Here is a 23417-nt window from a genome sequence, read left to right on the forward strand (position 1 = left end):
AATAGGCGCTTTTTTTATCAATGATTAACGAATTTGCTTTTAATCTTAAATCTTAATCTAAGAAAGCAAAGTTTTCGATTTTCATGGCAGTCATGCTGCTGCTTGGTGCAACCATACCTTCGGCGTGACCTGAGGTACGTGGCAATAGTTTATCGAAGTAGAACTCAGCAGTTTGGATTTTGGCTTTGTAGAACTCTGGTGATTCTGTGCCGCCATTTTCAAGCTTGTCATAAGCGACAGCCGCCATACGTGCCCAGTGATAACCCATCATGACATAGCCTGAGTACATCAAGAAATCGTCTGATGCTGCTGAGATGATTTCACGGTCTTTACGAGCCATTAGCATCAAGCGAACCGTTAAGGTATTCCACTCAGCACAAAGCTTGGTCAATGCCCAAACGAATTTACGCATGTCTTTATCAAGTGCATACTCGCCACACCATTTCATGATACTTGAGGTGTAATCGCGGATGATTTTACCTTTAGACTGCAAGATAACCTTACGACCGAGCAAATCAAGTGCCTGAATACCAGTTGTACCTTCGTACATAGTAGCGATACGCGCATCACGAGCGATTAGCTCCATGCCCCACTCTTTGATATAACCGTGACCGCCATATACTTGCTGACCGTGTTTGGCCGCTTCAATGCCTAGCTCAGTTAAAAAGCCTTTGAGGATAGGCGTATAGAAGCCAAGTTTATCATCCCATTTTTCAAACTCTTCGTCATCGCCATTGATGATGCCTTGTGCCATTTTATCTGCATAGCGCGCTGAATGATAAATCATCGAGCGACCGCCTTCAGCAAAGGCTTTTTGGGTCAATAGCATACGACGTACGTCAGCATGATGAATGATAGCATCGGCTACTTTCTCAGGATCTTTAGTCCCTGACAACGTACGCATTGAGCGACGATCTCTCGCATACGGTAGGGCGTTTTGGAAAGACAGCTCAGTGTGCGCCAAACCTTGGATGCCAGTACCGATACGAGCGGTGTTCATAAAGGTAAACATGGCTTTTAAGCCTTTGTTTGGCTCACCAATGAGGTAACCGACCGCATCATCAAAGTTTAGGACACAAGTTGCTGATGAGTTGATGCCCATTTTGTGTTCAATAGAACCACAAGAAACGCCATTGCGCTCGCCACTTTCGCCTTCAGCATTTGGCAGAAATTTCGGTACGATAAACAATGAAATACCACGTGTGCCTTCTGGTGCGTCCGGTAGACGTGCTAGCACAATGTGAATGATGTTATCGGTTAAGTCATGCTCACCACTTGAGATAAAGATTTTGGTGCCGCCCAGCTTGTAGCTACCGTCATCTTGTGGAATGGCTTTTGACTTTACTTGACCCAAGTCAGTACCACATTGTGGTTCAGTCAGACACATGGTGCCTGCCCAAGAGCCTTCGACCAATTTATGTAGATAAGTCTCTTTTTGCTCATCTGTACCATACTGCATAATGGTGTTGATACAGCCTGTAGATAGACCAGGATACATTGCCCATGGCCAGTTCGCCGTACCGATCATTTCAGCTTTGATTAGGTTCAATGAAGTCGGTAAGTTCATACCACCGTATTGTTCAGGATAAGAAATACCTTGCCAACCGCCTTCTACAAACTGGTCATAAGCGTCTTTGAAACCTTTAGGGGTTGTGACTACGCCATTTTCAAAATGACAGCCTTCTGCATCAGCTGGCTGATATAAAGGTGCCAAGACGTTTTCGGCAAAATCTGCCATACCTTGAAGAATCATATCAACGGTTTCAGGGTCAGCGTTTTCGCCATTGTCTAAGCTTTTATAATGCGTTTGATAGTCGAACACATCATTTATTAAAAACTTGATATCACGTAAAGGTGCTTTGTAAGTTAACATAGTCGGTCTCTTTGGTTAATTCGCTGTCGTAGACTTAGGATTGAAAACCAGAGTTTATTCGAGCGGATGTTTGCTTATTTTGATACAAATGAATGATATTGTAGATGGTGAGTTAAACTTATTAAAATATCGTCTGTTATGAAAGTCGCTAAGTGTTACTTGATAAAGGTTAACTATTAGGATAGTTATCCAAGTATAAGACTTCTATAGCGACAAATATATAACTCATAACTAATATTCATAGTTTGTATTATTATATATTAAATTAAGTTATGTGTCGGTAACATATTCACGTTTAAATAATAGCATTACGAGTCATTTTCATTCAAACATCATGCAAACTAAAGTAAGAAGTACAGTGTTCCATCAATCGGCGCAATATCGAGGCAAGAGGAAAATCGATTCATGAGCGCATCAAAGCGTAAGGCAAGTTGGATAACTTGGCTGGCAGAACGGTTTGCCTATATTAAGTCGTTAGTGTTGGGTGAACTTCCGCATTTGTTAACAGTTAATCGCAGCAAAAGACCATGGCATATGCCGATTATCGCTGCCATTGCCATTAGCTTCCCCGTGTTCGTCGGTGCTTATTTTGATGCTTTGTCTTCAGGTATTAAGGCTTCTCTGGGGGCAATGATTATCCTCAACTTGCCGTTGTCAGGCACACTACCGTATCGTTTGGTGACGGTCATGGCGTGGGGATTTGCCATGGTGTTGAGCTTTGCGCTCGGACTGATCGCTCAGCAGATACCTGTGCTCAGACTGCCCGTATTTGCATTGCTTGCTTTTGCCATCGTCATGTTGGGTCGTTACTATCGACAGCCGCCACCGGCAGGATTGTTTGTGATGATGGCAGGGGCGATCGCGTTATTTATTCCTGTGCCGTTGGCGCAAGTGCTATCAGCGACAGGGCTAGTGATGTTAGGTGGTGGTATGTCGATGTTACTAGCGCTGTTGTATAGTCTGTTTTTATTAGCGACGCGTCCTACTGTGCCTGCGCCCGTTTATCTTTATGAATCGGACATGATTAGCGACAGTCTCATTGTGGCCAGCTTTGTGAGCTTGGCGTTGGCCATCGCGATATTGCTAAAGATGCCTTATCCCTACTGGGCGGCTGTGAGCTGTTTTATCATTATTCAAGGCATGCAGCTACGCACGATGTGGATCAAACAAATGCATCGCTTACTCGGTACATTAGTGGGAATGGCAGTGGCGAGTTGGATGCTGTCGTGGGGGCTATCGATATGGGGCGTTGCGATCGCTATTTTTATAATGATGCTCTGTATCGAGTCATTAGTCGATCGTCATTACGGCTTGGCAGTGGTATTTATCACGCCGTTGACGATATTTATCGCTGAATATGGCAGCATGTCGCTGGTGCCGCCCGTCGCCGAGGAGATCATTCGTGTACGTATGCTTGATACTACGATTGGTTGCGTCGTCGGTCTTAGCGGTGGTCTGGCCATACACTCAAGCCGTTTGCGTGTGCCGCTACGGCAAATAGAAGCTTGGTTGCTTGCGCGTTTTGGTCAAACAACGAAAGAATAAATGAAAGGCGTATGACAAAGTTGTCTGATACGGCTTCATACGCCTTTGTGGCTCAAAGCAGCATATAAATGACGGTTTAATTTATTTGGCGTTAAGAGCTTTAGTGGCTTGTATGACATCGATACTGTGACCCGTCCAGCGCTCAAAACTTAAGGCGGCTTGTCCGATAAGCATGCCGTAACCGTCTGAGGTCTGCGTCCCACTTGCCGAAAAATGCTCTAAAAACGGTAGAGTGCGACCATACATCATGTCGTAGGCATATTGCGTGTTTAGCGTGTCGTTCAGTGGCAAGGTCTCGCCCGATAGACCAATCGATGTCGCATTAATAATAATGTCGAATTGTCCGCTCAACTCGCTAGTCGTACAAGTGGTAATCTGCTGCTGACTGATAGACGTACTGGCAGCGCTAAGCTCACTGACCAAGTCGGTGGCTTTGCCCACTGTGCGATTGGCAATTGTGAGTGTTGCGATACCGGATTGAATCAAAGGTAATATTGCCCCGCGCGCGGCACCACCAGCGCCAATGATGGCAACGCGAGCACCAGCCAGCGGCCAGCCTAAGCTAGTGATATGATTGACCAATCCTTGCCCATCGGTATTATCGCCGTACAGCGCCTCTGCTATTGGCGTGCCACTGTTTAATAGTGTTTTATTGAGCAGTAGCGTATTGACCGCACCGGCGACTTTGGCGTGCTCTGATAAGCCACCACGCGCCTGACAGCACGCATAAGCGACTTGTTTAAAGGGAACCGTCACATTGGCACCCACACCGCCACCATGAAAAAATGCCTCGATGACCGCGGCAAAGCTGGCTGCATCATCGGGGCAATACTGGCGTTGATAGCAAATATCAATGCCTGCTTGCGAGGCGAATAGCGTATGTATTTCAGGAGATTTGCTGTGGGCAATCGGATTGCCAATAACGATAAAGTGCTGGGTCATAAATAAATAGTCCGCTGGCAGTAAGGGCATGAAGGAGTCAGATTGATAACCGTTCAAACCCATTCATCATAAGGGATAACGCTATGTTTGACAAATAGGGCGGTCAAGCGACAAATACACGATTGAACATAGGGGTTTAAAACGTGAGGTCTTTAACAAATCTGTACTGTCTGGGAGTGGTATCCGTAACGTAAAGGGTAGTCAAGCGTTCAGCAGTTGGGTAAACTAGTGAGCATAAAAATCGATATCAATATGCGCTAGTAACTGCTAGGTTATCACCAAGCTTTTTAATAAAACATTCTTCATTATCAGTGGCGTATCTGCCAGCTCGTTAATACTATTTTGAGATCAATCTAAAAGTGTGAGTACATTGTCCATGTTGAATAATAACCTACAGACCCTGATGGTCAGTATGATAATGGCAGTTGGCGTGACGTTGAGTGGCTGTGATAGCACCAAAGAAGACGCCCAAGATCCAGAGGCTGGCGCGGCAACCACTAGCGAGCAGACCGCCACAGATACTTCTACGCAGACCGCTCCGACTGACACGGCTGATTTAGATGGCGCGACTGCTCAGCAAGGCACACCAGTAAAATATGATGTGCTGGCATGGGGCGCTGACCAAGTAGAGCCGATCACGGTTGATGAGCTAGATGGTATCAAAGCGACCTTTGGTAAAGTGGTGAGTACCGACGAAAACAGCCTAGACTATGCCAGTAATCCAGCTTCTAAGTATCGTTTTATGAATACCGATGCGCCTTATTTAGATATTATCGATTCCGAAAAATATCTGGAACTTGGCTGGTATTATGCCAATCCGACCGACTCTGATAAAGAAAAAGAGCTGAGTCAAAATCATGCCAAAAAATCCTATATGCTAGCGCGTCAGCTGATGGGTGATGACGGTGGCAAAGTGCTCGCTGATATGCTGAACGGTCAAATTATTAAAGATAAAACCATCGGCGGGCAAAAAATAGAGCTGGCGAAATGTGAGTTTTATAGTTGTATGCTGGTGCTTAACAAAGCTGCTGCTCAAACAGACAATAGCTAAATGGTGGGAGCTATCATGCCGCCGTCTAACAGCTGGATACGTCTGCAACCTCTAAGCGAGGCTAGCGATAACGCAGCAGGGACAGCGTTAACCATGTCATTAGACAATCGCGGACTGGCATACGGTGATGGATTTTTTACCACTATGGGCGTCATCGACGGGCTGATACTGTGGTCGGACTATCATCAGCAGCGCCTTGACTCTCATGCCGACGCTCTACAGCTCGATATCGATAGCCAAGCGCTATTGGCCACTTTGCAGACACAGGCCAAGCAATTGCAGCAAGGCATGCTTAAGCTTATCGTCACCCGCACGGCGCAAGATGTCCGTGGTTATGGTTATGCGCCAAGTACATCCGGTAGTGCTTGCGAGATCTGGCTCAAGTCTTCCGCCATGCCTATCGCCACTGCTGAGCAGCTACGTCTACCGAATGGGTGCTTAGTTCCTCTGCAATTAATGACTTCTGCCACTTGCTTGTCTTCACAACTCGCCTGTCTACCGCCACCGCTTGCCGGACTCAAAAGTCTCAATCGTCTGGATAATGTATTGGCAAGCGCTGAGCTACAACGCGTTAAAGCCCAAACATTAACATCCAACCCCTTCTTACCAGCCAATCATTTATCGTCCAATCATTTACCAGCGAGTGCCGAACCCAATATCGGTGAGGGGCTGCTGCGTGATATGAGCGGGCACTGGGTTGAAGGGACGATGAGTAATGTGTTCTATCAATTATCAGAACCGCCATTCGCAAAGTCTTCCAATCCTCCACGTCTTCAAAACAACAGCAATTATCTAAGTGCTGGTCAATGGTATACGCCCTCTATGGCGCAATCGGGCGTCGCTGGCGTGATGCGGCAAGTGCTTATCGATGGGTTATCCAGCACAGAGCAGCCGGTTATCATTAGATCGTTGCAAGATGCGGATTTACCTAAAGTAAAGCAGCTATTTTTTTGTAATGCGCTACGCGGCATCATGCCAATGACCAGTTTGACGTTATTGTCGGGTGAAGTCGTGGATTTTAAAAGTCAAAAAAATATCGGCTAAATAAAGCCGTTTATTCTCGCGCAAAAATATTAAATTTGGTGTCAATAAAATCATCGGGATATAAAACAACCTCTTCATTACGATACATATCTTGCGCTTTTAATAGTGCTTCTTGCTCGTTTTTTGCCCTAACTTCCACGATATTACTGAGCGTTTCCACAATCTCTATCTGAAAAACTCTCTCTAATTTCTTATCTGTTTTCATCATCGCTATTCTCAATATATCCTTATCAAAATTTCTTTAGCATTTATATAGTCTAGGTTAGCAAAGACACTTAAAAAGAAGTGATCGTCTTTTGTTACGTGTACTTGTGCGATAAGAAAAATCGATCAATGATAGTGATTTGATAAGGAGAGGAATCAATGGAATACGTCTACGAAGATAAACGAATCCCGCTACAAATCCGTCGATTAATGCTATTTAATCAAGTGTGTCGTGTAGCGAAAAAACGTCCTGATGAAATCGTTCACTTAGCTGGTTATTCGACGATAGCATTCAGTATTATCTATTCTAAGAAAGATAAAAAATATACAGCATTTGGTGGTGAGTTTAAGTACGCGCATACACGTCAAGAAGTCATAGAGCAAGGCTTGGATAAGCTACCTCATGATGACACTGTCATGTGTGCGATTATGGTCAAAAGACAGGCTTTTACCAAAGCTGCTCGTACGCCACTAGGATTGTTAATAAACTGGAATAAACATGTAAAAAATAGAACTTATATGTGTCTTGAAGACAATGTAAAAAGTTTTTTTAAAGTAAATGATGAGTTGGAAATGGATTATCCTCCACACAAATTTTATGGAAAATTAGTGGCAAGTGCAGATTTACCTCTTTGGGATAATAAAAGTGCTTAATGCAACTTTCGATATTGCCCACGACCTAAAAATTCGATAATGCCTTTATCGCGTAATACTTGTAGTTGCTGACGGATTTTATCTTTAACATGATTGTTTTCGGGATGTTTGAGCTTTAACTCATCAGCAAAAGCATAAACCTGATTGAGAGAAAAATTCACATCCAGCCTATCGATACACTGCCAAACATCTAATGTCCAGCCACGTGATGTGATAGATTGCTCGCGTAAAAACAAGGTTTTCTGAAATTGCTCGGTGACATTATCGCGTGGTATGACTTGCTGGTCTTTGACCAAAAACACTTTCCCCGATTCAGGCACTTTGCGCAAATCAATATTGCAACCAACCCAACCAGCGCGTTTGGCAGTGACGGATAATGGTTTGCGTTTTATAATCATGTCCGGCTGAAAGAACTGCTTAGGAATGATTAAAAAGTTATTCACCTTATATTCTTGAGAGTAGGTCAAAAAGAAAAAGCTGGGATTATTGTCACTATTAATACGTTCAATCATAGTGTCATAAGCACCATCATTAATAATGTTGCTCAATTTTGCCTTTTTGCTTTTTAGCTCATACTCCTCATGACAGTTTGAACAATAAAAATCAGCGACAGGTTGGTTATTAGTAAATTCAGCCAATGGTTCGGCACTGCAATTAGGGCAATAGCTTTGGTTCGCAACCCAATCTTCGCTGAGCACACGAACCCTTTGGGGTTCAGATTGATAGTTTACAGCGAGAGGTTGATTGAAATGTAGATTCATAATAAGTTTTCGTTGTAGTAGACAAAACAAAAATATCAATAAAAGCGCAGGAATATTTAGCCATATAATTTAATCTAAACACTAAGTTAATTCACAAGCTAAGCAAATACCATTGAAAAGCGCACGGTTCAGTGCTAAATTCTAGCAAACCTCTGCCTTGCGAGTTGCCATGAGCAATCCAACACCTGAAACGCCTCCTGAACGTCCTAATGATACTCCATCCAATGAGCAAGAGGGCGCTGTTGACGAGCGCATCGCTAGAGCGCCATCGGATGCCAAGCCAGTCGTGGATGAGGCCGCAGGCGAGGAAGCGCCGGCAACGGATATCTCGCTCATCAGTGGCAAGACTAAGCCGCGTAAATATAAAGTGGACAATCAATCGTTCTTTATGCAGCGTGGCTATCAGGTATTGCTCGTGCTGGGGCTTATTGCTGCGTTTCTCTTAGTCATAGTCTATCAGACGCTGTTTGGACGGATTGAGCAGCCGCAGCAGATGGTCACGATCGAGCAAGGTCAGACTTACTACGGATTGCTGCCGCAGTGGCAACAGCAGACACCACTGTTTTCTGCTAGTGTCGCCAAGCTTTATATTAAGTCGCAAGTCGATGCACCATTACATGCAGGCATTTATCAATTACCAGAGAACCCAACTATCGCTGAGGCGCTACAAGTGCTCGCGCAGGGTGCCAAAGCGGCAATGGTAAAAGTGCAAATTATCGAAGGTAAAACGTCCAAAGACTTATATCAATCGCTACGTGATAATGACAATATCAAAAAAGAAGTGCTAATAGCAGACAGCGGTGATGCTAGTAACGCCAGTATTGCTCAAGGACTGGACTTGGTCGGTATATTGCCAAAGAGCGTGACCAACAGTAATGACCTTATCGTCAATCATAATCTTGAAGGGTGGTTTGCGCCTGACACCTATTATTATGGCGAGGGCACCAGTGACAAGCAGGTATTGACGGATTTGTATAAGCGTCAGCAGCAAGCATTGACCAAAGCATGGGAAAATCGTGCGCCAGATTTGCCTTATAAGAGTCCTTATGAAGCGCTGGTAATGGCCTCTATTATCGAAAAAGAAACCAGCGTGGCAGAAGAGCGTCCCTTAGTATCAGCGGTGTTTAAAAATCGCTTGGATAAAGGCATGCGCATGCAGACCGATCCGACGATTATCTATGGCATGGGCAGCCGCTACGATGGCAACATTCGCCGTAAAGACATCGACGAAAAAACATCCTACAACACCTATCAAATCGATGGTCTGCCGCCTACGCCGATTGCGCTACCGTCTGCGGCCTCTATCGAAGCCACCTTACATCCAGCGGATAGTGAAGCGCTGTATTTTGTGGCGACAGGAAATGGCGGGCACAAATTCACCAATAGCTTGGCTGAACACAATCAGGCAGTAAAAGAATACCTGAGCGTCATGCGTGAGAAAAAATCTCAAACGCCGCCGCAGTAAACCATCGCTTTACTTTTCATAAAACCTATCATTTACTGAGCGCTATAAAAATTCATATAGTGCTCATCAATGACATAAGGTCATATCATGTCAGCATCTATACCAGCCAACTTGTTGCAAACCAATTCAACTCAAGCCACGACTGACATTACGGATACAACGCCCAGGCAAGGGCGCTTTATCAGTTTTGAGGGCACTGAAGGCGTGGGTAAAACCACTGCTATCGAGCAGTTATGTGCGCGCTTGCAAGATAGCGATATCGACTATCTGCGTACCCGTGAGCCAGGTGGTAGCCCGTTTGCAGAGCGTGTGCGCGAGATATTATTGGATCCGGTGACGGAGATCAATGACGACACAGAGCTGTTGTTATTGTTTGCAGCGCGCTGCGACCATATGCAGCAGGTAATCTTGCCAGCACTACAGCAGGGAACATGGGTGATATGTGATCGATTTACCGACTCTACCATTGCCTATCAGGGCTTTGGGCGTGCGCATGGTGACGCTACTGTACGAGTCAAAATTGAGTCCCTTATCACTCAGTTCGTTACCCAGTTGCCCGAGCTGACTCTATGGTTGGATTTGCCCGTATTAGAAGGCATGGAGCGGGCGGGTAAACGTAGCGCTGCCGATCGTTTTGAGCAGCAGGCGACTGAGTTTTTTACATGGGTGCATACAGGTTTTATTACGCTCGCAGCCGAGCACCCTGAGCGTATCCAGCGTATCGATGCCTCAGGTAGCGCTGAGGAGGTCAGCGCTAGAGTATGGCAAGCGGTTGCGACAAGATTTAATCTTAGCTAGGGCGTGTCTCCAATTCACTCGATATAGTCAAAATACCCCAAAAACGCTATGATGCTGCTGATATTAATTTTCACTGACCATATAATCTAAATGGGCTAAATCTTGCCAAACATCGTCAAATAGCGCCCTATAAAAAAGCCCTCATAATTATTATGAGGGCTTTTAATTTGCTTATTAGCTTTTCAGACAATATAGTCATTCCACTATAAAAGTATTACAGTGTTAACCTCGCTTGAAGTATCACATATACATCTACACTCGGTTGCCTTGTACTACTTTTAAATTGAATCGACTATAGCGTTTATGGTTTATCCGCATCTTTTTTTACCGAATCCTTCACCTTCACATTGTTGGCGGTATTGTCATGGTCTGAGTCGGGTAGGCGGTTAGGGTCGAGCGCACCACCTTTTATCTTGGGCGCACTACCATTACCGTTTGTACTACTATTAGTCGACTTACTGGTTTTTGACGTTGCCGTTGAGTTATCTGCCATCACCCCTTTGTTGACTGTGTTAGTAGAGACATCTTTAGCTTCCGCTCCCTGACGTTTATCTATTTCAGCCTTGACGGTTTTTTTCGCTGCGTCACTCTCTTTATCAACCGCTATGGATGGCTCTTGCTCTGGCGTATCAGCGATATCTTCCACCATCTCTTTTTCTTTACGCTTTTCAGGCGCTTTGGAGTTGGCTTCAAAACTGGCATCTGCGGCAGCACGAGCTTGCTCTTGTTTTGGCGTGACGTCCACTGGCTTTGGCTGGACTTCATCATCAACGACCAGAGAAATCAGCTTGCGATCACGTGGTACTGATCCTTCGAACTTATCAGTGATGACTTGCAGCTTGCCTTCTTTGTCTAGGGTATAGAGCGGCACGAACTGCTTATTGTCGGCTTTATACTGCTCAAACGTATAGCTGTCCGTAATGTTGGTAATTTTAATACGGGCTTTTTTGGACAGCATACTGGCAAGTTTGGTATAGGTTACGTCTTTGCCAAACAACCACTGCGAGTGAAAGTTTGACTGCTTATCATCGCGCTCACTTTTGACTTTTTCGTCGCTGAACTTGAGGCGATAGAGCTTGCGCTCGCCGAACTCATGGCGGTAATGAATCTCAGACAAGGTATTCATCTCTTTATCCATACTCATCGCGAATAGATGACCAATACCGATAAGGTCAAGATGATGATCGGCGTGATCGGAGATGGGGTTGCCAAAATAGGTGCGCAGACCACTCATACGCGCGCGGGCGATATTGGTATAGTTATTATGAGCGACGATGACATCGAAGCCTTGGTCTTTTAAGGAGGTTGCGATTAGCAACGCAACTGGATTGGAGCCAACGATAAGAATACCATTGGTCTCAGGCTCACGCACACCAAGTAAATTGCCCACTACTTTTGCACCCAAGCCCTGAATCATGACCGTACCGATGATGACCATAAATACTAAGGGGACGAGCAGCTCAACGCCCTGAATATCATACTCTTGCAAGCGAATCGCAAACAGCGATGAGATAGCGGCGGCGACGATACCACGTGGTCCAATCCAGCTGATCATTAGCTTTTCATTGGTTTTTAGGTTTGAGCCAATAGAAGATGCCCAGACCGATAAGGGACGCGCGATGAACATCACGATAGCGAGTAGCACCAAGCCTGCAAAGCCCACACTCATTAAGCTTGCCAGCTCCACACGAGCTGCCAGAATAATAAATAATACCGAAATAAGTAAAACGGTTAAAGATTCATTAAACTCTAAAATAGTCTCACGTGGGAACTTGGGCCAGTTCGCCAGTGCGACGCCCAAGACGGTGACGGTTAGCAGACCAGACTCATGCTCTAAATGGTTGGAGACAGAGAATAAAACCAAAACAAAGGCTAAGGTAAAGACATTGCGTAAAAACTCAGGCACCATGTGGCGGCGCATTAAGAACGCCAATGCCCACGCGCCAGCCATACCAAGCGCCGTTGCAAGCACGACAATTTTGGCAAATAGCAAGATGCTGCTGGCTTCACCACCAGAGATAATATACTCATACACCAATACCACGGCGATAGCGCCAATGGGATCGATGATAATGCCTTCCCATTTGAGGATATTGGAGATGGTCTTGTTGGGGCGCACACTACGTAACAATGGCATAATCACCGTCGGCCCAGTGACACATACCAGCGCCCCGAACAGCAACGCAATCAATGGATCGACATCGAACAATAGATAAGTCGACAGCGCGACGATAGCAATAGTGATGAGCACCCCGACCGACACCAGCATCTGTACGACCGTGCCGTGTTGCTTGATTTCATCAAACTCAAGGGTCAGTGAGCCTTCGAACAAAATAATCGCCACGCCCAAAGAGATGAACGGGAACATCAGCTCGCCCAAGACTAAATCAGGGTCGAAAACGCCGAGTACGGGTCCAACAACAATGCCAATGAGTAACAAAAATAAAATGGACGGTTGCTTTAAATACCAAGCCAACCATTGGGCGGCAATGCCGATCCCAACCACGCCGGATAATAATAGGGCGGTATCCATAAATTAATCCTTTTATAATCTTGTGATGCTGTCTAGCTATTAAAGTGGGTTATCGTTAGCGGCCAAAACCTTTTATAACGGCAAATTAATAATAACCATAGCCATCATGAATCATGGATGATATATATACTATATAGTAGTAAAGACAAACGCGTCTCTAGATAAATAAAAAAATGCTAGAAGCGCAAAAGATGGAAAATAAGGGCGTTAAAAGCCAATTCGATTAGTGTATAGTTCATAGCTGCTTGATATAGTTAACTATTGTTTGCTAAAAAATTTATTAGGCTTGTTATCATATCATGATTTTATTTTATATATGTCAAGGGTCTGTCTGACGCGATAGCCGCGCGCCATCGTTCTGCGCTGACACATGATTAGGTGAACGCGCTATAAAAGACTAAAAAATCGAGGGGATAAGACGACGCGGTATCAAAATGGCTTATATTCACGTCATTATCCTTACCCATCGCTACGACACAAACTGGCAGGCAAGTAATAGTAATAAGCTGACCAGCGTTCAAGATGGTTGCTTATAAACTGTTCCTTATAAATTGTTGCTATAGATTATCCCTATAAATTTATACAAGCTTGCTATCTATTACGGCGATAATAGCGATAATATTGTTGCTAACAATAATAACCACTCATATGGAGACAATATGCCTATCAATATGTTTCAAGCGCAACCCACTATTCGTATGCAGCGTTGGTTGCAACGTAGCAGTTTGGCACTGGCTATCGGCACGGTAATGGCGACAGGTATTAATGCAGCCATTATGCCTCAGGCACAAGCAGCGGTCACCACTGCTGACTTCTCTGACTTAGTACAGCAAGTGACGCCAGCGGTGGCACGGGTCAATGTCACCAAAACGGTCAGTGAAGATGAGCTTGCCAAAGCACAAACCGCCGAGCTGTTACGTCAGTTCTTCGGGGATCGCTTGCGTATCCCAGATCAAGCAGCTAAGCCCGCGATTGAACATGCTTATGGCACTGCCTTTTTTGTCACCACTGATGGTTATATGTTGACCAATCATCATGTGGTTGCTGGAGCAGACAAAATCACCGTGACTCTTAATGATAGAACCGAGCTGGATGTGACATTGGTGGGTAGCGATGAGCGCTCAGATGTGGCCGTGCTCAAAGTCGTGGGTGATCAGTTCCCAGCTTTGCCCATTGGCGATTCAAACAGTCTAAAAGTAGGTGAGCCGGTATTGGCGATTGGCTCGCCATTTGGCTTTGATTATTCGGCATCTGCAGGTATCGTGAGTGCCAAGTCACGCAGTTTTTCACGTGAGACCAGTGTGCCTTTTATTCAAACCGACGTGGCATTAAATCCGGGTAACTCAGGTGGGCCTTTATTCAATCAGCGCGGTGAAGTTATCGGTATCAACTCACGTATCTTTAGTGGGACGGGCGGTTATATGGGCTTGTCGTTTTCTATCCCCATTGACGCGGCGATGGATATCTACGAGCAGCTAAAAACCAATGGTGAAGTCGCGCGTGCCTATATGGGTATTTATCCTCAAGACATCGATCGCAATCTGGCCGAAGCGTATAACTTGGCTCGTCCGCAGGGCGCTCTGCTTACACGTGTCTCACCAGACTCACCAGCACAAAAATCAGGTCTGCAATCAGGCGATATTATTTTGCAATATAATGATGTGCAGATTATGCGCGCCGCAGATTTATTGAATCTGCTCAATCGGGCACGACCCAATGATCCGTTCAGTGCTCAGATTCAGCGTGATGGCAAGCAAATGACGGTAAAAGGCACGCTAACGTATGCACCAAATGATGTCCGAGCGCAAAGCGGCTCACAGCAAGACGATGAGATACAACTGGGCTTACGTCTGCGCAATTTGACTCCAGATGAGCAGGCAGAGCTGGCAGTTGACAACAAAACAGGCATATTGGTCACGACCGTCGACCCGACTGGCTTAGCCGCGCGTTCAGGTATTTTCGCTGGCGATATCGTTACCAACTTTCACCAAAAGCCGATTGCGAAGGTCACTGATTTCTCCAGCGCTATCTCCTCACTTCCCAAAAAAGGGGTAGTAACGATTGAAGTCATGCGCCAAGGCATCCCCGGTATTATCGGCCTGCGCATTGAATAGCCACCATATAGTCAATCTACTATGCTTAAATGAAGTATCTCACTAAGCGTTGATAATTATACTTGTCTATCATAGAGCGCGACCTCTATAATGGCTGATTTTTTTATCGATTGATTTTGATGATATGCTATTGCTCGATTTAACTTTGATTAAGCGACATTGAGTTGGGCGCTGATTTGATTGAACAACATTAATTGACCACTGCACAAACGACTATTCATACCTCTATATACAGCTAGGTAATTATGACTGACCACGCTTTTTATACGCTCAGCATCACGACAGCGGCAGCATTGCTAGCGTATATCATATTGTGGTCAGGATTACAGACGTTCAATGCCAATCCCACAAAACGCTTTTTGCGTATTTGGTCAAAATCGACGCTATATTATGCTGCTTATACCATGCCAGTTTGGGCGTTACTATTGGTAATTGGGCGAGCACAAGAAGTGACGCCCCTACTGGCACAATTGTCACCAAGCGTTGTATTGATGGCTACCATCGCGATGGGTCTGTACTTTTATACTGTCGTTGTGCAGCCCAACTGTTTGCGCGTACAGCATCATGCGGTTGATTTAGACTTGTCAGCCCCGCTCACAGTAGCGGTATTAGCAGATTTGCGTATTGGCTTATATAGTGGCAAGCCGCGTCATATTCGTAAGCTTGTCGCTACCATCAATGCGCTGTCAGCAGATGCAGTGCTGATTACAGGTGACTGGCTCTATTACCCGAGCGCAGATTTGGTGGGGCAGTTGATGCTGTTTAAGGGAGTAAACAAACCCGTTTATACGGTGATGAGTACCTCGGATTTGCGTTATCAGTCGATTAATACTACCAAGCAAGGTCAGCCACTATTGAAAGATACCTTGGCCAGTGCCTTTGATGTGCTTGATATCAATTATATCGGGCAGCAATGTACGTCGTTGCCGCTTAAATGTGCCCAAACTGGCAACGGTCGATTAAGAGCAAATCAAACAAGCTCCATTAAAGGTCACCCGAATACCCGTACACAAACAAACCCAAAGGATAATCCAGTCGTGGCGGTGCTTTGCGGTTGGCAAGATGTTCCGAAACAATCGAGCGATGCCAAAACTTTGCAGGTACCTAGTAAAGTGGCGCTTAGTGCCGAAATCGCGCAAGCGACTAAACCTGTCATTATCCTTGCGTCACGATTTGATAGTATTAGCGACTTACCAAAATCGCTACAGCCGCGACCACTATTGATAACGGGGGCTGCTAAAGCGATACAGAAAAACATACTAAAGGCGCAAAAAAAGCAAGATATTCGCCGTATAGGCAATCAGTCGTCATTATTGGATAGCAGCCGGATGGGTAAGCAGCGCGGTTTATATCAGCATGGTAGCGCGCAGATATTTGTCAGTAGCGGAGTGGGCACTCGAGGATTGCCTTTTCGCTTGTATCGTCCGACTATCGATGTGTTGACGATTCGTTAAAACGACTCAAAAGCATTTATCCCAGTTTCATAATTACGCTAAACTAACTATTAAATAATAAAGTCTATAATCAGTCACTCTTGCGCATTACCATCGCGTTAAATAGGGCTTAAAATGGCACACGATATACCTAGGCTGAGCATTAATTGACTGATAGCGGTCAAATCAAAATATGCTACACTAGTAAGCGTTTTTATGGCTATCAATAAACAACATCGGCAATTGACAAAAATAATGTTAGTGCGGGTAGACCTGCACATGATTTTATAGTGCAAATGTCATTATTGTAGGTATATAAACACCCAGTATGAACATCAAGCAATACCTGTCATTGGCTTGTCTATTGACTTAAAAATGGATATGGGTAGTTGCAAATGATCGATCATGTGACAGCTTTAATAAAGCTAGGATAATACAACAGTAAGGCACGGTTATGAGCACAGCATACGACGAGATTAAAACCCGACTACAAGGTTCAATGGTAGCCTTGGTAACGCCCATGCATCCTGACGGCACGGTCGATTATAAACGTCTGGCCGATCTCATAGACTGGCAGATTGAGCAGGGCACCCACTGTCTCGTTGCCGTCGGTACCACTGGCGAATCAGCGACGTTATCGATGCAAGAACATAGCGATGTGATTCGTTACTTTGTGAAGCATGTCAAAGGCCGCGTGCCAGTGATAGCAGGTACAGGCGCGAATAATACGACTGAAGCCATCAAACTGACGCAAGATGCGGCGGATGCTGGTGCAGACTGTGCATTATTGGTTGCTCCTTACTATAATAAGCCGCCACAAGAAGGCTTGTATCAACATTATAAAGCCATTGCCCAAGCCGTAAACATCCCGCAGATGCTCTACAATGTACCGGGGCGTACCGTGGTCGATATCGCTCAAAATACGGTTGAACGTTTGGCTGATATCGATAATATCGTTGCGATTAAAGATGCGACGGGCTCAGTCGCTCGCGGTGAGCAACTCATCAAAGCGGTTGGCGACCGTATTGTCGTGCTATCTGGCGATGATGGCACGGCGCTTGATTTGATGCAAATGGGTGCCAAAGGCAATATTTCAGTAACGGCTAATGTCGCACCGAACGCCATGAGTGAGACCTTTTCGGCCGCGCTACGTGGTGATTTTGATGCCGCGCACAAAGTACATGACGTGATTAAGCACTTGCATCGTGATTTATTTATTGAATCGAGCCCCATTCCAGCAAAATATGCGTTACATAAAATGGGTATGATAGATACGGGTATCCGCTTGCCATTGGTTTGGCTAGCAGAACAACATCATGCCACTATTGATGAAGCGTTGGTTCGCGCAAATTTACTATAGATGCGTGCGAATTTATTATAGAAGTGAAGCATTGTAAATGCTGAGCCAGTCGTTGATGACATTGGCTTAGCAAGAACTTATAAGGTTCTATCAAAACGACGAGCCAATCGTCTAAATGAGCAAAAATTGCTAACTCAGAGAGATAATATGATGAAAGTATCATCAACCCCTACAAGAACGTTTCCTGCTATGATGGTTTTGGTATTGGGTAGCACACTAGTATTAAGTGGCTGTCAAATGACCAAAGGCTTTCTTGGTAAGCGCGATAATGGCAGCTTAGAGTATCAAGAGAGTAAGAAGCTTGCACCACTAGAGCTACCAGTGACTCAACAACCAGCAGCCTTTGTGCCGTTATACACAACCCCAAATGCAGGCGTAAACACGCTCACCTTACAGAACGAAGCAGGTAAGCAGTATCAACTGCCTAAGCCTCAACGCGCTGTCGCTGTGAGCGATACTTCAAACTAGACACCGTATTTCCCTACTTACACCGCTGACTTTTTACTGTGATTGTTCAGGACATGATGTTCTCATGAATGACGTCATATAGGATTCAGCGGTCGCTGCGCGTTTTTACCACATAAGCTTGAACGAACAGGAACTCCATAATGCAAAAGCAACAACTGCTGTATAAAGGTAAAGCCAAATCAGTCTATGAAACAGAAGACAATGACCTTCTGATTTTACACTTTCGTGACGATACCTCGGCGCTTGATGGTAAGCGTATCGAACAGTTGGCACGTAAGGGCGTGGTTAATAACCGCTTTAATGCTTTTATTATGCAAAAACTGGCTGCCGCTGGTATCGAAACTCATTTCGAAAGACAATTGTCTGATGACGAAGTGCTGGTCAAGCGTTTGGATATGATTCCAGTTGAGTGCGTCGTACGCAACTTCGCTGCGGGCAGTTTGGTTCGTCGTTTAGGCTTAGAAGAAGGCCAAGCATTGACGCCGCCTACTTATGAGCTATTCTACAAAGATGACGCGCTTGGTGATCCAATGGTCAATGAGTCACTTTCTGTTTCTCTTGGTTGGGCTACCGAAGCACAATTAGCAAAAATGGAAGAGCTGACGCATCAAGTGAATGATGTATTAAAAGCATTGTTTGATGCAGGCGATTTAATACTGGTCGATTTCAAATTAGAATTTGGCGTATTCCATGACCGTATCGTTTTGGGTGATGAGTTTTCACCAGATGGTTGCCGTATTTGGGACAAAAATACCAAGAAGAAATTGGATAAAGACCGTTTCCGTCAATCATTGGGCGATGTTATCGAAGCTTACGAAGAAGTGGCCAACCGTATTGGTGTGCCACTTAGCTAAGTCGTAAATGTCTAGCGCAAAACAAAAAAACTGAGCCATGTGCTCAGTTTTTTTATGGCATTATATGAATGATGGTTCCCTAGTGAGGACTTGAATCTTTTGCTGTAGGCTAATGGTATCATTGGTTTTGATCACTGAAATAGTCTCAGTGTACTTTACGGTGTACTTATCATACATATTCTATCTGTGATCGATCCGCTATATAGGTATCGAACTGCTTGTGTTGGATATGAATTTAATAACTATGAAATCGATAGCATGGCTTAAGGCTATGGTTTTCCAAAAAAATTGGTATTGATAGAGCTTTATACCCCCTAGTGAGCGTTACCAGTGCTAGCAAAAATACAGGAACATCATACTTCTCAAGAAGATTAGAGCAGTTAGTAACAGTAGTAACCTTTCTTTAAGTTTCATAAAGCTACGCAACCTCCTAATCGTTTATTATTTCCTTTGTCAATAAAGCAAGGCTTCATCAAACCATTTTGTTTGATTGTAAGCATTACATCTTAATTAATAACTCATGCTTGATAAGCATTTGGAAGGAAATGATAATGAAAAAGATAATGATGAGTTCTATTCTAGCTGCTACTGCTTGTTTTGCGATGATTGGTCAAGCAAGTGCCGCACCTGCACCGCATTTTGTAAAACATAAAGTCTCCCATGGACAGCAACACAAAGCCCCTCAGAAAGTGGTCGTTAAGAAAGTTGCACATAAGAAATTTGTGGCTCAAAACCATAAGCATGCATCTAAAGTGGTATATGTTCAAAACCGCCGTTAGTTGATGTAATTTTAATCGTATTATCTGATAAAAAACAGCTCCTAATTAGGAGCTGTTTTTTGTGTCGCAGGTTATGGTAATAGGAAAGTTATCATTAAATCTCTAGGTTCGGTACTTGCGGTTGTCTTATGTCTTGATCTACTCGTTTCTATTATTTGTACAGAAAAAACCTTAAAGAATAAGAGTGCTATTATCAAAAAAATAAGCTCAGAATACCTGCTTTGCATCTAGTACGGATAGTCCAATGCCTAAACTTCTTAAAAAATATGTATCATTCTCGGTATAGTAATCATTATTGGTGGCACACTTACTTCTGTAATGACATGGAAAAGTATACCCCACCGGAACCAACTAATTAGTGTCATCAATCAATTAATGAACCACTCAAAACAGATTGGTATAATGGAACTACTCAAAACAGACTGCAAGATTTAACTACTTTTATCCCATTTAGATAGCTATCGGTTGAATTGAGGACACACCCTAATAATGCTCAGTGATAAAATCCTCTCTAGCCATCATTGTGGATGGCTGTTACACACCATGAATATTATCCCTTTAGGCACAAGTTTGTAGCTTAACTCGTATAAAAAATCAAACATAGCGCCAACATTGTCTTCAATATCTTATCTTACTTTTATGCTAGTTTATTAATACTTGTTTATTAATATTTGGTCATGTCAATTAGATGATAAAAATAAGAAAAGGTTTCGCTAATGTCTACTGCTTCATCAACTGTTTTAGACCCTAGTTGGTTTACTCGACCAACCTGTGTGGTCGCCGCTGATTTGATTGGCAAAGTATTGTGTAGAAAGTTAACGGATACTGATGGCACAGTGAAAGTATTGCGCATGCGTATCTCAGAAACCGAAGCTTATATTGGTAAAGACGACCCTGCTTGTCATTCGCATGCGGGTAGCCGAACGGCTCGTACTGAAATTATGTATGCGCAAGGCGGCGTGTTTTATGTCTATTTGACTTACGGTGTGCATCATATGCTCAATCTGGTCAGCGGTGGAGAAGAGTCTCCTGAGTCGGTATTAATACGGGCTGGTTTTTTGACCGACGATAGTGATCGTTTGATGGAAGAACAGCTTCTGAGCACGAATAAGCAACTTACTCATCCAACCCAGCTGGCAGGTCCTGGCAAGTTGACGAAGCGCTTACAAATTGATCGCGCGTTAAATGGTAAATCTATTAGTGCAGAGTCGGCAGTTTGGCTCGAAGATGATGGCTGTCAGCCACCGATATCGTTACGTCCTCGTATCGGCATTGACTATGCTGGCGATGCCAAAGACTGGCTATTGCGCTATATCTGGAGCGACCATCCTTCATTATCAAAAAAATAAAACGATGGCTGCGCTCTGATGGTAATAGGTAAAACAAAGGGTGACACTATGTACAAATTGACGGTTTTTGTTCCCGAAGCGGCATTAGAGCCAGTTAAGTCTGCTTTATTTGCAGCAGGCGCTGGTACGATTGGCAATTACGAGCGCTGCTGCTGGCAAGCACAAGGGGTGGGGCAGTTTATGCCGCTGGCAGGCAGTGATCCGCATATTGGCGCGCAAGATAAGCTCGAAAAAGTTGATGAGTGGCGAGTCGAGATGGTGGTTGCCACTGCTAATATTGAGCAAGTCATTGATGCACTAAAGCAGGCACACCCTTATGAGACGCCTGCCTATGATGTCATCGAAGTGCTAGATTTTTGAGCTTTAGAGGTATAGTTGATACTAAATAAAATGGGTACATGACATGATGATGCGTGACTGGCACAAACTTTTCTTGCTTGCTGTGCCTACGCAGACAGAGGCTACGAAAAATTTATACCAGTCACGCTGTCTCTTTTTTATATTGACCTGACTATAGGTTATTAGCAGTGGTTTAGGCTTATTTGATCTTAATTACTTGATAGCCTGGATAGCCAAGTTCGATTTTATAATCTTTACTACCACGTGTGGCCTTTACCTTTATTTTGCTATCGCCTCTTTTATATTTGACGTCTTTGACACGGTAGCCCATATTACTGACTTTATTGGCGGCTCGTTGTTCGATAGCTGGTTGATAAAGCTCTTTATCAACGTTTTTGATATCTTTTTTATGCTTTTTATAGACTTTACTGTCTTCATAAACGTCCTCGTAAAGGTCGCCGTACGCATTGTAGCCGGGGGCAGTGACGCAACCTGTCGTTATCATTAACGCTGTAACCATAGCAGTGGCAACGGTTGGCTTTAGTAGGGTTGTAATATTCATAATATCCTCTTATCAAGTTCAAGTTTTTCGCCAGTGTTATAAAAAATGGTCAAACAAACCAAGGGCTGGCTTATTTGACCTTAGACATCAATAGGTTAACGATGTCAAAATTTTTATTCGATACTGCATTATTCTCAACATCTTATAATCTTAAGAGTTAATCTCAGTTCAATGGATTAAATATTTAATCGTTCAAAAAACCCTAGTCTTTTTCAACTTTAATCACATTTAAGTTTGGGTAACCAAGCAGTATTTCATAGTCTTGCGAGCCACGTCTGGCTTCTATCTCGAAAACGCCGCGATTATTCTTTTCTTCCAGCTCAATATCTTTTACACGATAGCCCATAGCGCTGACCTTTCTGACCGCTCTTTGTTTAATCGCTGGATAACGTGATTCTCTTTTGATACTGTCTTCGATATCGTCGTTCTTATAGCGATTTTTGTTCTTGTTACCTTTGTTCTTATTTCTATACTTATCTTTTTTATCATAATCATGCTTATCGTAGTCACGGTCATTATCATATTTGTCATCGTAGCGCTTCTTAGACCAATCTTGTCTGTTTGAGCTGATAAGCTTTAGGCTGGGATAAGTATACTTGAGCTCATAGGTTTGATTGCTCTTTTTGGCATAGGCGGTGATCGCTCGATTGCCTCGATAATTATCGGATTTGATGTCTATGACCTGATAGCCTTTACGACGTAAATCCTGACGCAGCTTCTGGCTCACACGGTTATAGCTAGCGTTATTGTCATAACCCTTGTCACCGCGATAGACAGAGTTATTGTCATAGCCTGGTCCTACGACAGTACAACCGACCATCGTACCTAGCAATGTGAGTGAAAGGCCAGCAGACCTCACTGTTTTCAATGAGAATAGCTGTAAAATCTTCATGATAAAATCTCCTACGATATTTTTTTGATTGATAATTACGTGATTGATAGTTACGTGATTGCTTTTCACCTCTAACAGCGTAATGCAGTTGATATATATTTGACTTAATAGCACCGATAAATTAGTAGCGCCAATAAAGAAGGACTTGATGCCTTTTTATATTAGCCGTCTTATTTGTTTGCTCTAATAACTGGAGAATATTGCGTTTTGAAATATTTTCTTACATTATCTATGATAAGGCACAAAACTTGATGTTAAGTGTCATTTGCGTTAGTGAGTTGTAATTCCACGTTTAAGGATATGTCGCTTAAACAATCACTTAAACAACAATATGGCACATACCTGAGTATTAGCAATAAAAAAAATATAGATGCTATTTAAGCTTATTTTGTTTCCA

At 43.9% G+C, this 23417-nt stretch carries 21 protein-coding genes; 14 read left to right on the forward strand and 7 right to left on the reverse strand.

Annotated elements, in window-relative coordinates; genetic code table 11:
- Positions 1-52: 52 nt before the first annotated feature.
- Positions 53-1873 carry an acyl-CoA dehydrogenase C-terminal domain-containing protein gene (locus JMY08_RS02065; RefSeq protein ID WP_201589561.1) on the reverse strand — a complete coding sequence of 607 codons (1821 nt, stop codon included), beginning with the start codon at positions 1871-1873 and terminating at the stop codon, positions 53-55.
- A 405-nt stretch (positions 1874-2278) separates the two neighbouring features.
- Here JMY08_RS02065 and JMY08_RS02070 point away from each other — a divergent pair, with 405 nt between their 5' ends.
- Positions 2279-3418 (forward strand): FUSC family protein, encoded by a 1140-nt coding sequence (locus JMY08_RS02070; protein ID WP_201589564.1) that lies wholly within the window; start codon positions 2279-2281, stop codon positions 3416-3418.
- Between the two features lie 81 nt (positions 3419-3499).
- Here the strand turns inward: JMY08_RS02070 and aroE are convergent, their stop codons facing one another.
- A complete protein-coding gene (gene aroE, locus JMY08_RS02075; RefSeq protein WP_201589691.1) occupies positions 3500-4360 on the reverse strand; it encodes a shikimate dehydrogenase in 861 nt (286 codons plus the stop codon).
- 376 nt (positions 4361-4736) lie between these two features.
- On the opposite strand from aroE, the gene JMY08_RS02080 reads away from it, so the two are divergent.
- Positions 4737-5411, forward strand: coding sequence for a hypothetical protein (locus JMY08_RS02080; RefSeq protein WP_010200905.1), 675 nt, complete (start codon positions 4737-4739; stop codon positions 5409-5411).
- Positions 5412-5426: 15 nt separating this feature from the next.
- Positions 5427-6455 (forward strand): aminotransferase class IV, encoded by a 1029-nt coding sequence (locus JMY08_RS02085; RefSeq protein ID WP_201589583.1) that lies wholly within the window; start codon positions 5427-5429, stop codon positions 6453-6455.
- A gap of 10 nt (positions 6456-6465) precedes the next feature.
- On the opposite strand, the gene JMY08_RS02090 is transcribed toward JMY08_RS02085, so the two are convergent.
- Positions 6466-6663, reverse strand: coding sequence for a DpnD/PcfM family protein (locus JMY08_RS02090; protein WP_227679567.1), 198 nt, complete (start codon positions 6661-6663; stop codon positions 6466-6468).
- Between the two features lie 155 nt (positions 6664-6818).
- Here JMY08_RS02090 and JMY08_RS02095 point away from each other — a divergent pair, with 155 nt between their 5' ends.
- Positions 6819-7313, forward strand: a complete 495-nt coding sequence (locus JMY08_RS02095; protein ID WP_201589586.1) for a hypothetical protein — start codon at positions 6819-6821, stop codon at positions 7311-7313.
- Here JMY08_RS02095 and JMY08_RS02100 read toward each other — a convergent pair.
- Positions 7310-8074, reverse strand: coding sequence for a DpnI domain-containing protein (locus tag JMY08_RS02100; protein ID WP_201589589.1), 765 nt, complete (start codon positions 8072-8074; stop codon positions 7310-7312). The genes JMY08_RS02095 and JMY08_RS02100 overlap by 4 nt on opposite strands.
- Positions 8075-8243: 169 nt before the next feature.
- Between JMY08_RS02100 and mltG the strand changes: the two genes are divergently transcribed.
- Positions 8244-9539 carry an endolytic transglycosylase MltG gene (mltG, locus tag JMY08_RS02105; RefSeq protein WP_201589606.1) on the forward strand — a complete coding sequence of 432 codons (1296 nt, stop codon included), beginning with the start codon at positions 8244-8246 and terminating at the stop codon, positions 9537-9539.
- 87 nt (positions 9540-9626) lie between these two features.
- On the forward strand, positions 9627-10337 hold the full coding sequence (gene tmk, locus JMY08_RS02110; RefSeq protein WP_227679568.1) for a dTMP kinase: 711 nt from the start codon (positions 9627-9629) through the stop codon (positions 10335-10337).
- Positions 10338-10638: 301 nt separating this feature from the next.
- Here tmk and JMY08_RS02115 read toward each other — a convergent pair whose 3' ends face one another.
- Positions 10639-12870, reverse strand: a complete 2232-nt coding sequence (locus JMY08_RS02115) for a cation:proton antiporter (RefSeq protein ID WP_201589609.1) — start codon at positions 12868-12870, stop codon at positions 10639-10641.
- Between the two features lie 659 nt (positions 12871-13529).
- Between JMY08_RS02115 and JMY08_RS02120 the strand changes: the two genes are divergently transcribed.
- The 8 genes from JMY08_RS02120 (at position 13530) to JMY08_RS02155 (ending at position 21587) form a co-directional block, all read left to right on the forward strand.
- On the forward strand, positions 13530-14984 hold the full coding sequence (locus JMY08_RS02120; RefSeq protein WP_201589624.1) for a Do family serine endopeptidase: 1455 nt from the start codon (positions 13530-13532) through the stop codon (positions 14982-14984).
- Positions 14985-15229: 245 nt separating this feature from the next.
- Complete coding sequence (locus JMY08_RS02125) at positions 15230-16438, forward strand: hypothetical protein (RefSeq protein ID WP_201589627.1); 1209 nt, start codon at positions 15230-15232, stop codon at positions 16436-16438.
- Positions 16439-16871: 433 nt separating this feature from the next.
- Entirely contained in the window at positions 16872-17777 is a 906-nt protein-coding gene (gene dapA / locus JMY08_RS02130; RefSeq protein ID WP_189583329.1) for a 4-hydroxy-tetrahydrodipicolinate synthase, read from the forward strand.
- A gap of 147 nt (positions 17778-17924) precedes the next feature.
- Positions 17925-18245 (forward strand): hypothetical protein, encoded by a 321-nt coding sequence (locus JMY08_RS02135; RefSeq protein WP_227669975.1) that lies wholly within the window; start codon positions 17925-17927, stop codon positions 18243-18245.
- Positions 18246-18385: 140 nt separating this feature from the next.
- Positions 18386-19099, forward strand: coding sequence for a phosphoribosylaminoimidazolesuccinocarboxamide synthase (purC, locus tag JMY08_RS02140; protein ID WP_010196111.1), 714 nt, complete (start codon positions 18386-18388; stop codon positions 19097-19099).
- 566 nt (positions 19100-19665) lie between these two features.
- On the forward strand, positions 19666-19878 hold the full coding sequence (locus JMY08_RS02145; protein ID WP_189583320.1) for a hypothetical protein: 213 nt from the start codon (positions 19666-19668) through the stop codon (positions 19876-19878).
- A gap of 716 nt (positions 19879-20594) precedes the next feature.
- Positions 20595-21227, forward strand: coding sequence for a DNA-3-methyladenine glycosylase (locus tag JMY08_RS02150; RefSeq protein WP_201589630.1), 633 nt, complete (start codon positions 20595-20597; stop codon positions 21225-21227).
- Between the two features lie 48 nt (positions 21228-21275).
- Positions 21276-21587 (forward strand): NGG1p interacting factor NIF3, encoded by a 312-nt coding sequence (locus JMY08_RS02155; protein WP_201589633.1) that lies wholly within the window; start codon positions 21276-21278, stop codon positions 21585-21587.
- 178 nt (positions 21588-21765) lie between these two features.
- Here the strand turns inward: JMY08_RS02155 and JMY08_RS02160 are convergent, their stop codons facing one another.
- Together JMY08_RS02160 and JMY08_RS02165 are read right to left on the reverse strand one after the other, a co-directional pair.
- Positions 21766-22128: a hypothetical protein gene (locus JMY08_RS02160; RefSeq protein ID WP_201589636.1), complete on the reverse strand. Its 363-nt coding sequence runs from the start codon at positions 22126-22128 to the stop codon at positions 21766-21768.
- 202 nt (positions 22129-22330) lie between these two features.
- Positions 22331-23020, reverse strand: coding sequence for a hypothetical protein (locus JMY08_RS02165; RefSeq protein ID WP_201589639.1), 690 nt, complete (start codon positions 23018-23020; stop codon positions 22331-22333).
- Positions 23021-23417: the final 397 nt, after the last annotated feature.

The sequence above is a fragment of the Psychrobacter sp. Pi2-51 genome (assembly GCF_904846665.1).
GTDB classification, from domain to species: Bacteria; Pseudomonadota; Gammaproteobacteria; order Pseudomonadales; family Moraxellaceae; genus Psychrobacter; species Psychrobacter glaciei.

What these genes read in the sequence shown, in the direction of transcription:
- JMY08_RS02100 (WP_201589589.1), bottom strand. Translation starts at nt 8,074, where the DNA reads ATGAATCTACATTTCAATCAACCTCTCGCTGTAAACTATCAATCTGAA.
- tmk (WP_227679568.1), top strand. Translation starts at nt 9,627, where the DNA reads ATGTCAGCATCTATACCAGCCAACTTGTTGCAAACCAATTCAACTCAA.
- JMY08_RS02115 (WP_201589609.1), bottom strand. Translation starts at nt 12,870, where the DNA reads ATGGATACCGCCCTATTATTATCCGGCGTGGTTGGGATCGGCATTGCC.
- JMY08_RS02160 (WP_201589636.1), bottom strand. Translation starts at nt 22,128, where the DNA reads ATGAATATTACAACCCTACTAAAGCCAACCGTTGCCACTGCTATGGTT.
- aroE (WP_201589691.1), bottom strand. Translation starts at nt 4,360, where the DNA reads ATGACCCAGCACTTTATCGTTATTGGCAATCCGATTGCCCACAGCAAA.
- JMY08_RS02070 (WP_201589564.1), top strand. Translation starts at nt 2,279, where the DNA reads ATGAGCGCATCAAAGCGTAAGGCAAGTTGGATAACTTGGCTGGCAGAA.
- mltG (WP_201589606.1), top strand. Translation starts at nt 8,244, where the DNA reads ATGAGCAATCCAACACCTGAAACGCCTCCTGAACGTCCTAATGATACT.
- JMY08_RS02095 (WP_201589586.1), top strand. Translation starts at nt 6,819, where the DNA reads ATGGAATACGTCTACGAAGATAAACGAATCCCGCTACAAATCCGTCGA.
- JMY08_RS02145 (WP_189583320.1), top strand. Translation starts at nt 19,666, where the DNA reads ATGAGTTCTATTCTAGCTGCTACTGCTTGTTTTGCGATGATTGGTCAA.
- dapA (WP_189583329.1), top strand. Translation starts at nt 16,872, where the DNA reads ATGAGCACAGCATACGACGAGATTAAAACCCGACTACAAGGTTCAATG.
- JMY08_RS02120 (WP_201589624.1), top strand. Translation starts at nt 13,530, where the DNA reads ATGCCTATCAATATGTTTCAAGCGCAACCCACTATTCGTATGCAGCGT.
- JMY08_RS02165 (WP_201589639.1), bottom strand. Translation starts at nt 23,020, where the DNA reads ATGAAGATTTTACAGCTATTCTCATTGAAAACAGTGAGGTCTGCTGGC.
- JMY08_RS02080 (WP_010200905.1), top strand. Translation starts at nt 4,737, where the DNA reads ATGTTGAATAATAACCTACAGACCCTGATGGTCAGTATGATAATGGCA.
- JMY08_RS02085 (WP_201589583.1), top strand. Translation starts at nt 5,427, where the DNA reads ATGCCGCCGTCTAACAGCTGGATACGTCTGCAACCTCTAAGCGAGGCT.
- JMY08_RS02125 (WP_201589627.1), top strand. Translation starts at nt 15,230, where the DNA reads ATGACTGACCACGCTTTTTATACGCTCAGCATCACGACAGCGGCAGCA.
- purC (WP_010196111.1), top strand. Translation starts at nt 18,386, where the DNA reads ATGCAAAAGCAACAACTGCTGTATAAAGGTAAAGCCAAATCAGTCTAT.
- JMY08_RS02135 (WP_227669975.1), top strand. Translation starts at nt 17,925, where the DNA reads ATGATGAAAGTATCATCAACCCCTACAAGAACGTTTCCTGCTATGATG.
- JMY08_RS02065 (WP_201589561.1), bottom strand. Translation starts at nt 1,873, where the DNA reads ATGTTAACTTACAAAGCACCTTTACGTGATATCAAGTTTTTAATAAAT.
- JMY08_RS02090 (WP_227679567.1), bottom strand. Translation starts at nt 6,663, where the DNA reads ATGATGAAAACAGATAAGAAATTAGAGAGAGTTTTTCAGATAGAGATT.
- JMY08_RS02155 (WP_201589633.1), top strand. Translation starts at nt 21,276, where the DNA reads ATGTACAAATTGACGGTTTTTGTTCCCGAAGCGGCATTAGAGCCAGTT.
- JMY08_RS02150 (WP_201589630.1), top strand. Translation starts at nt 20,595, where the DNA reads ATGTCTACTGCTTCATCAACTGTTTTAGACCCTAGTTGGTTTACTCGA.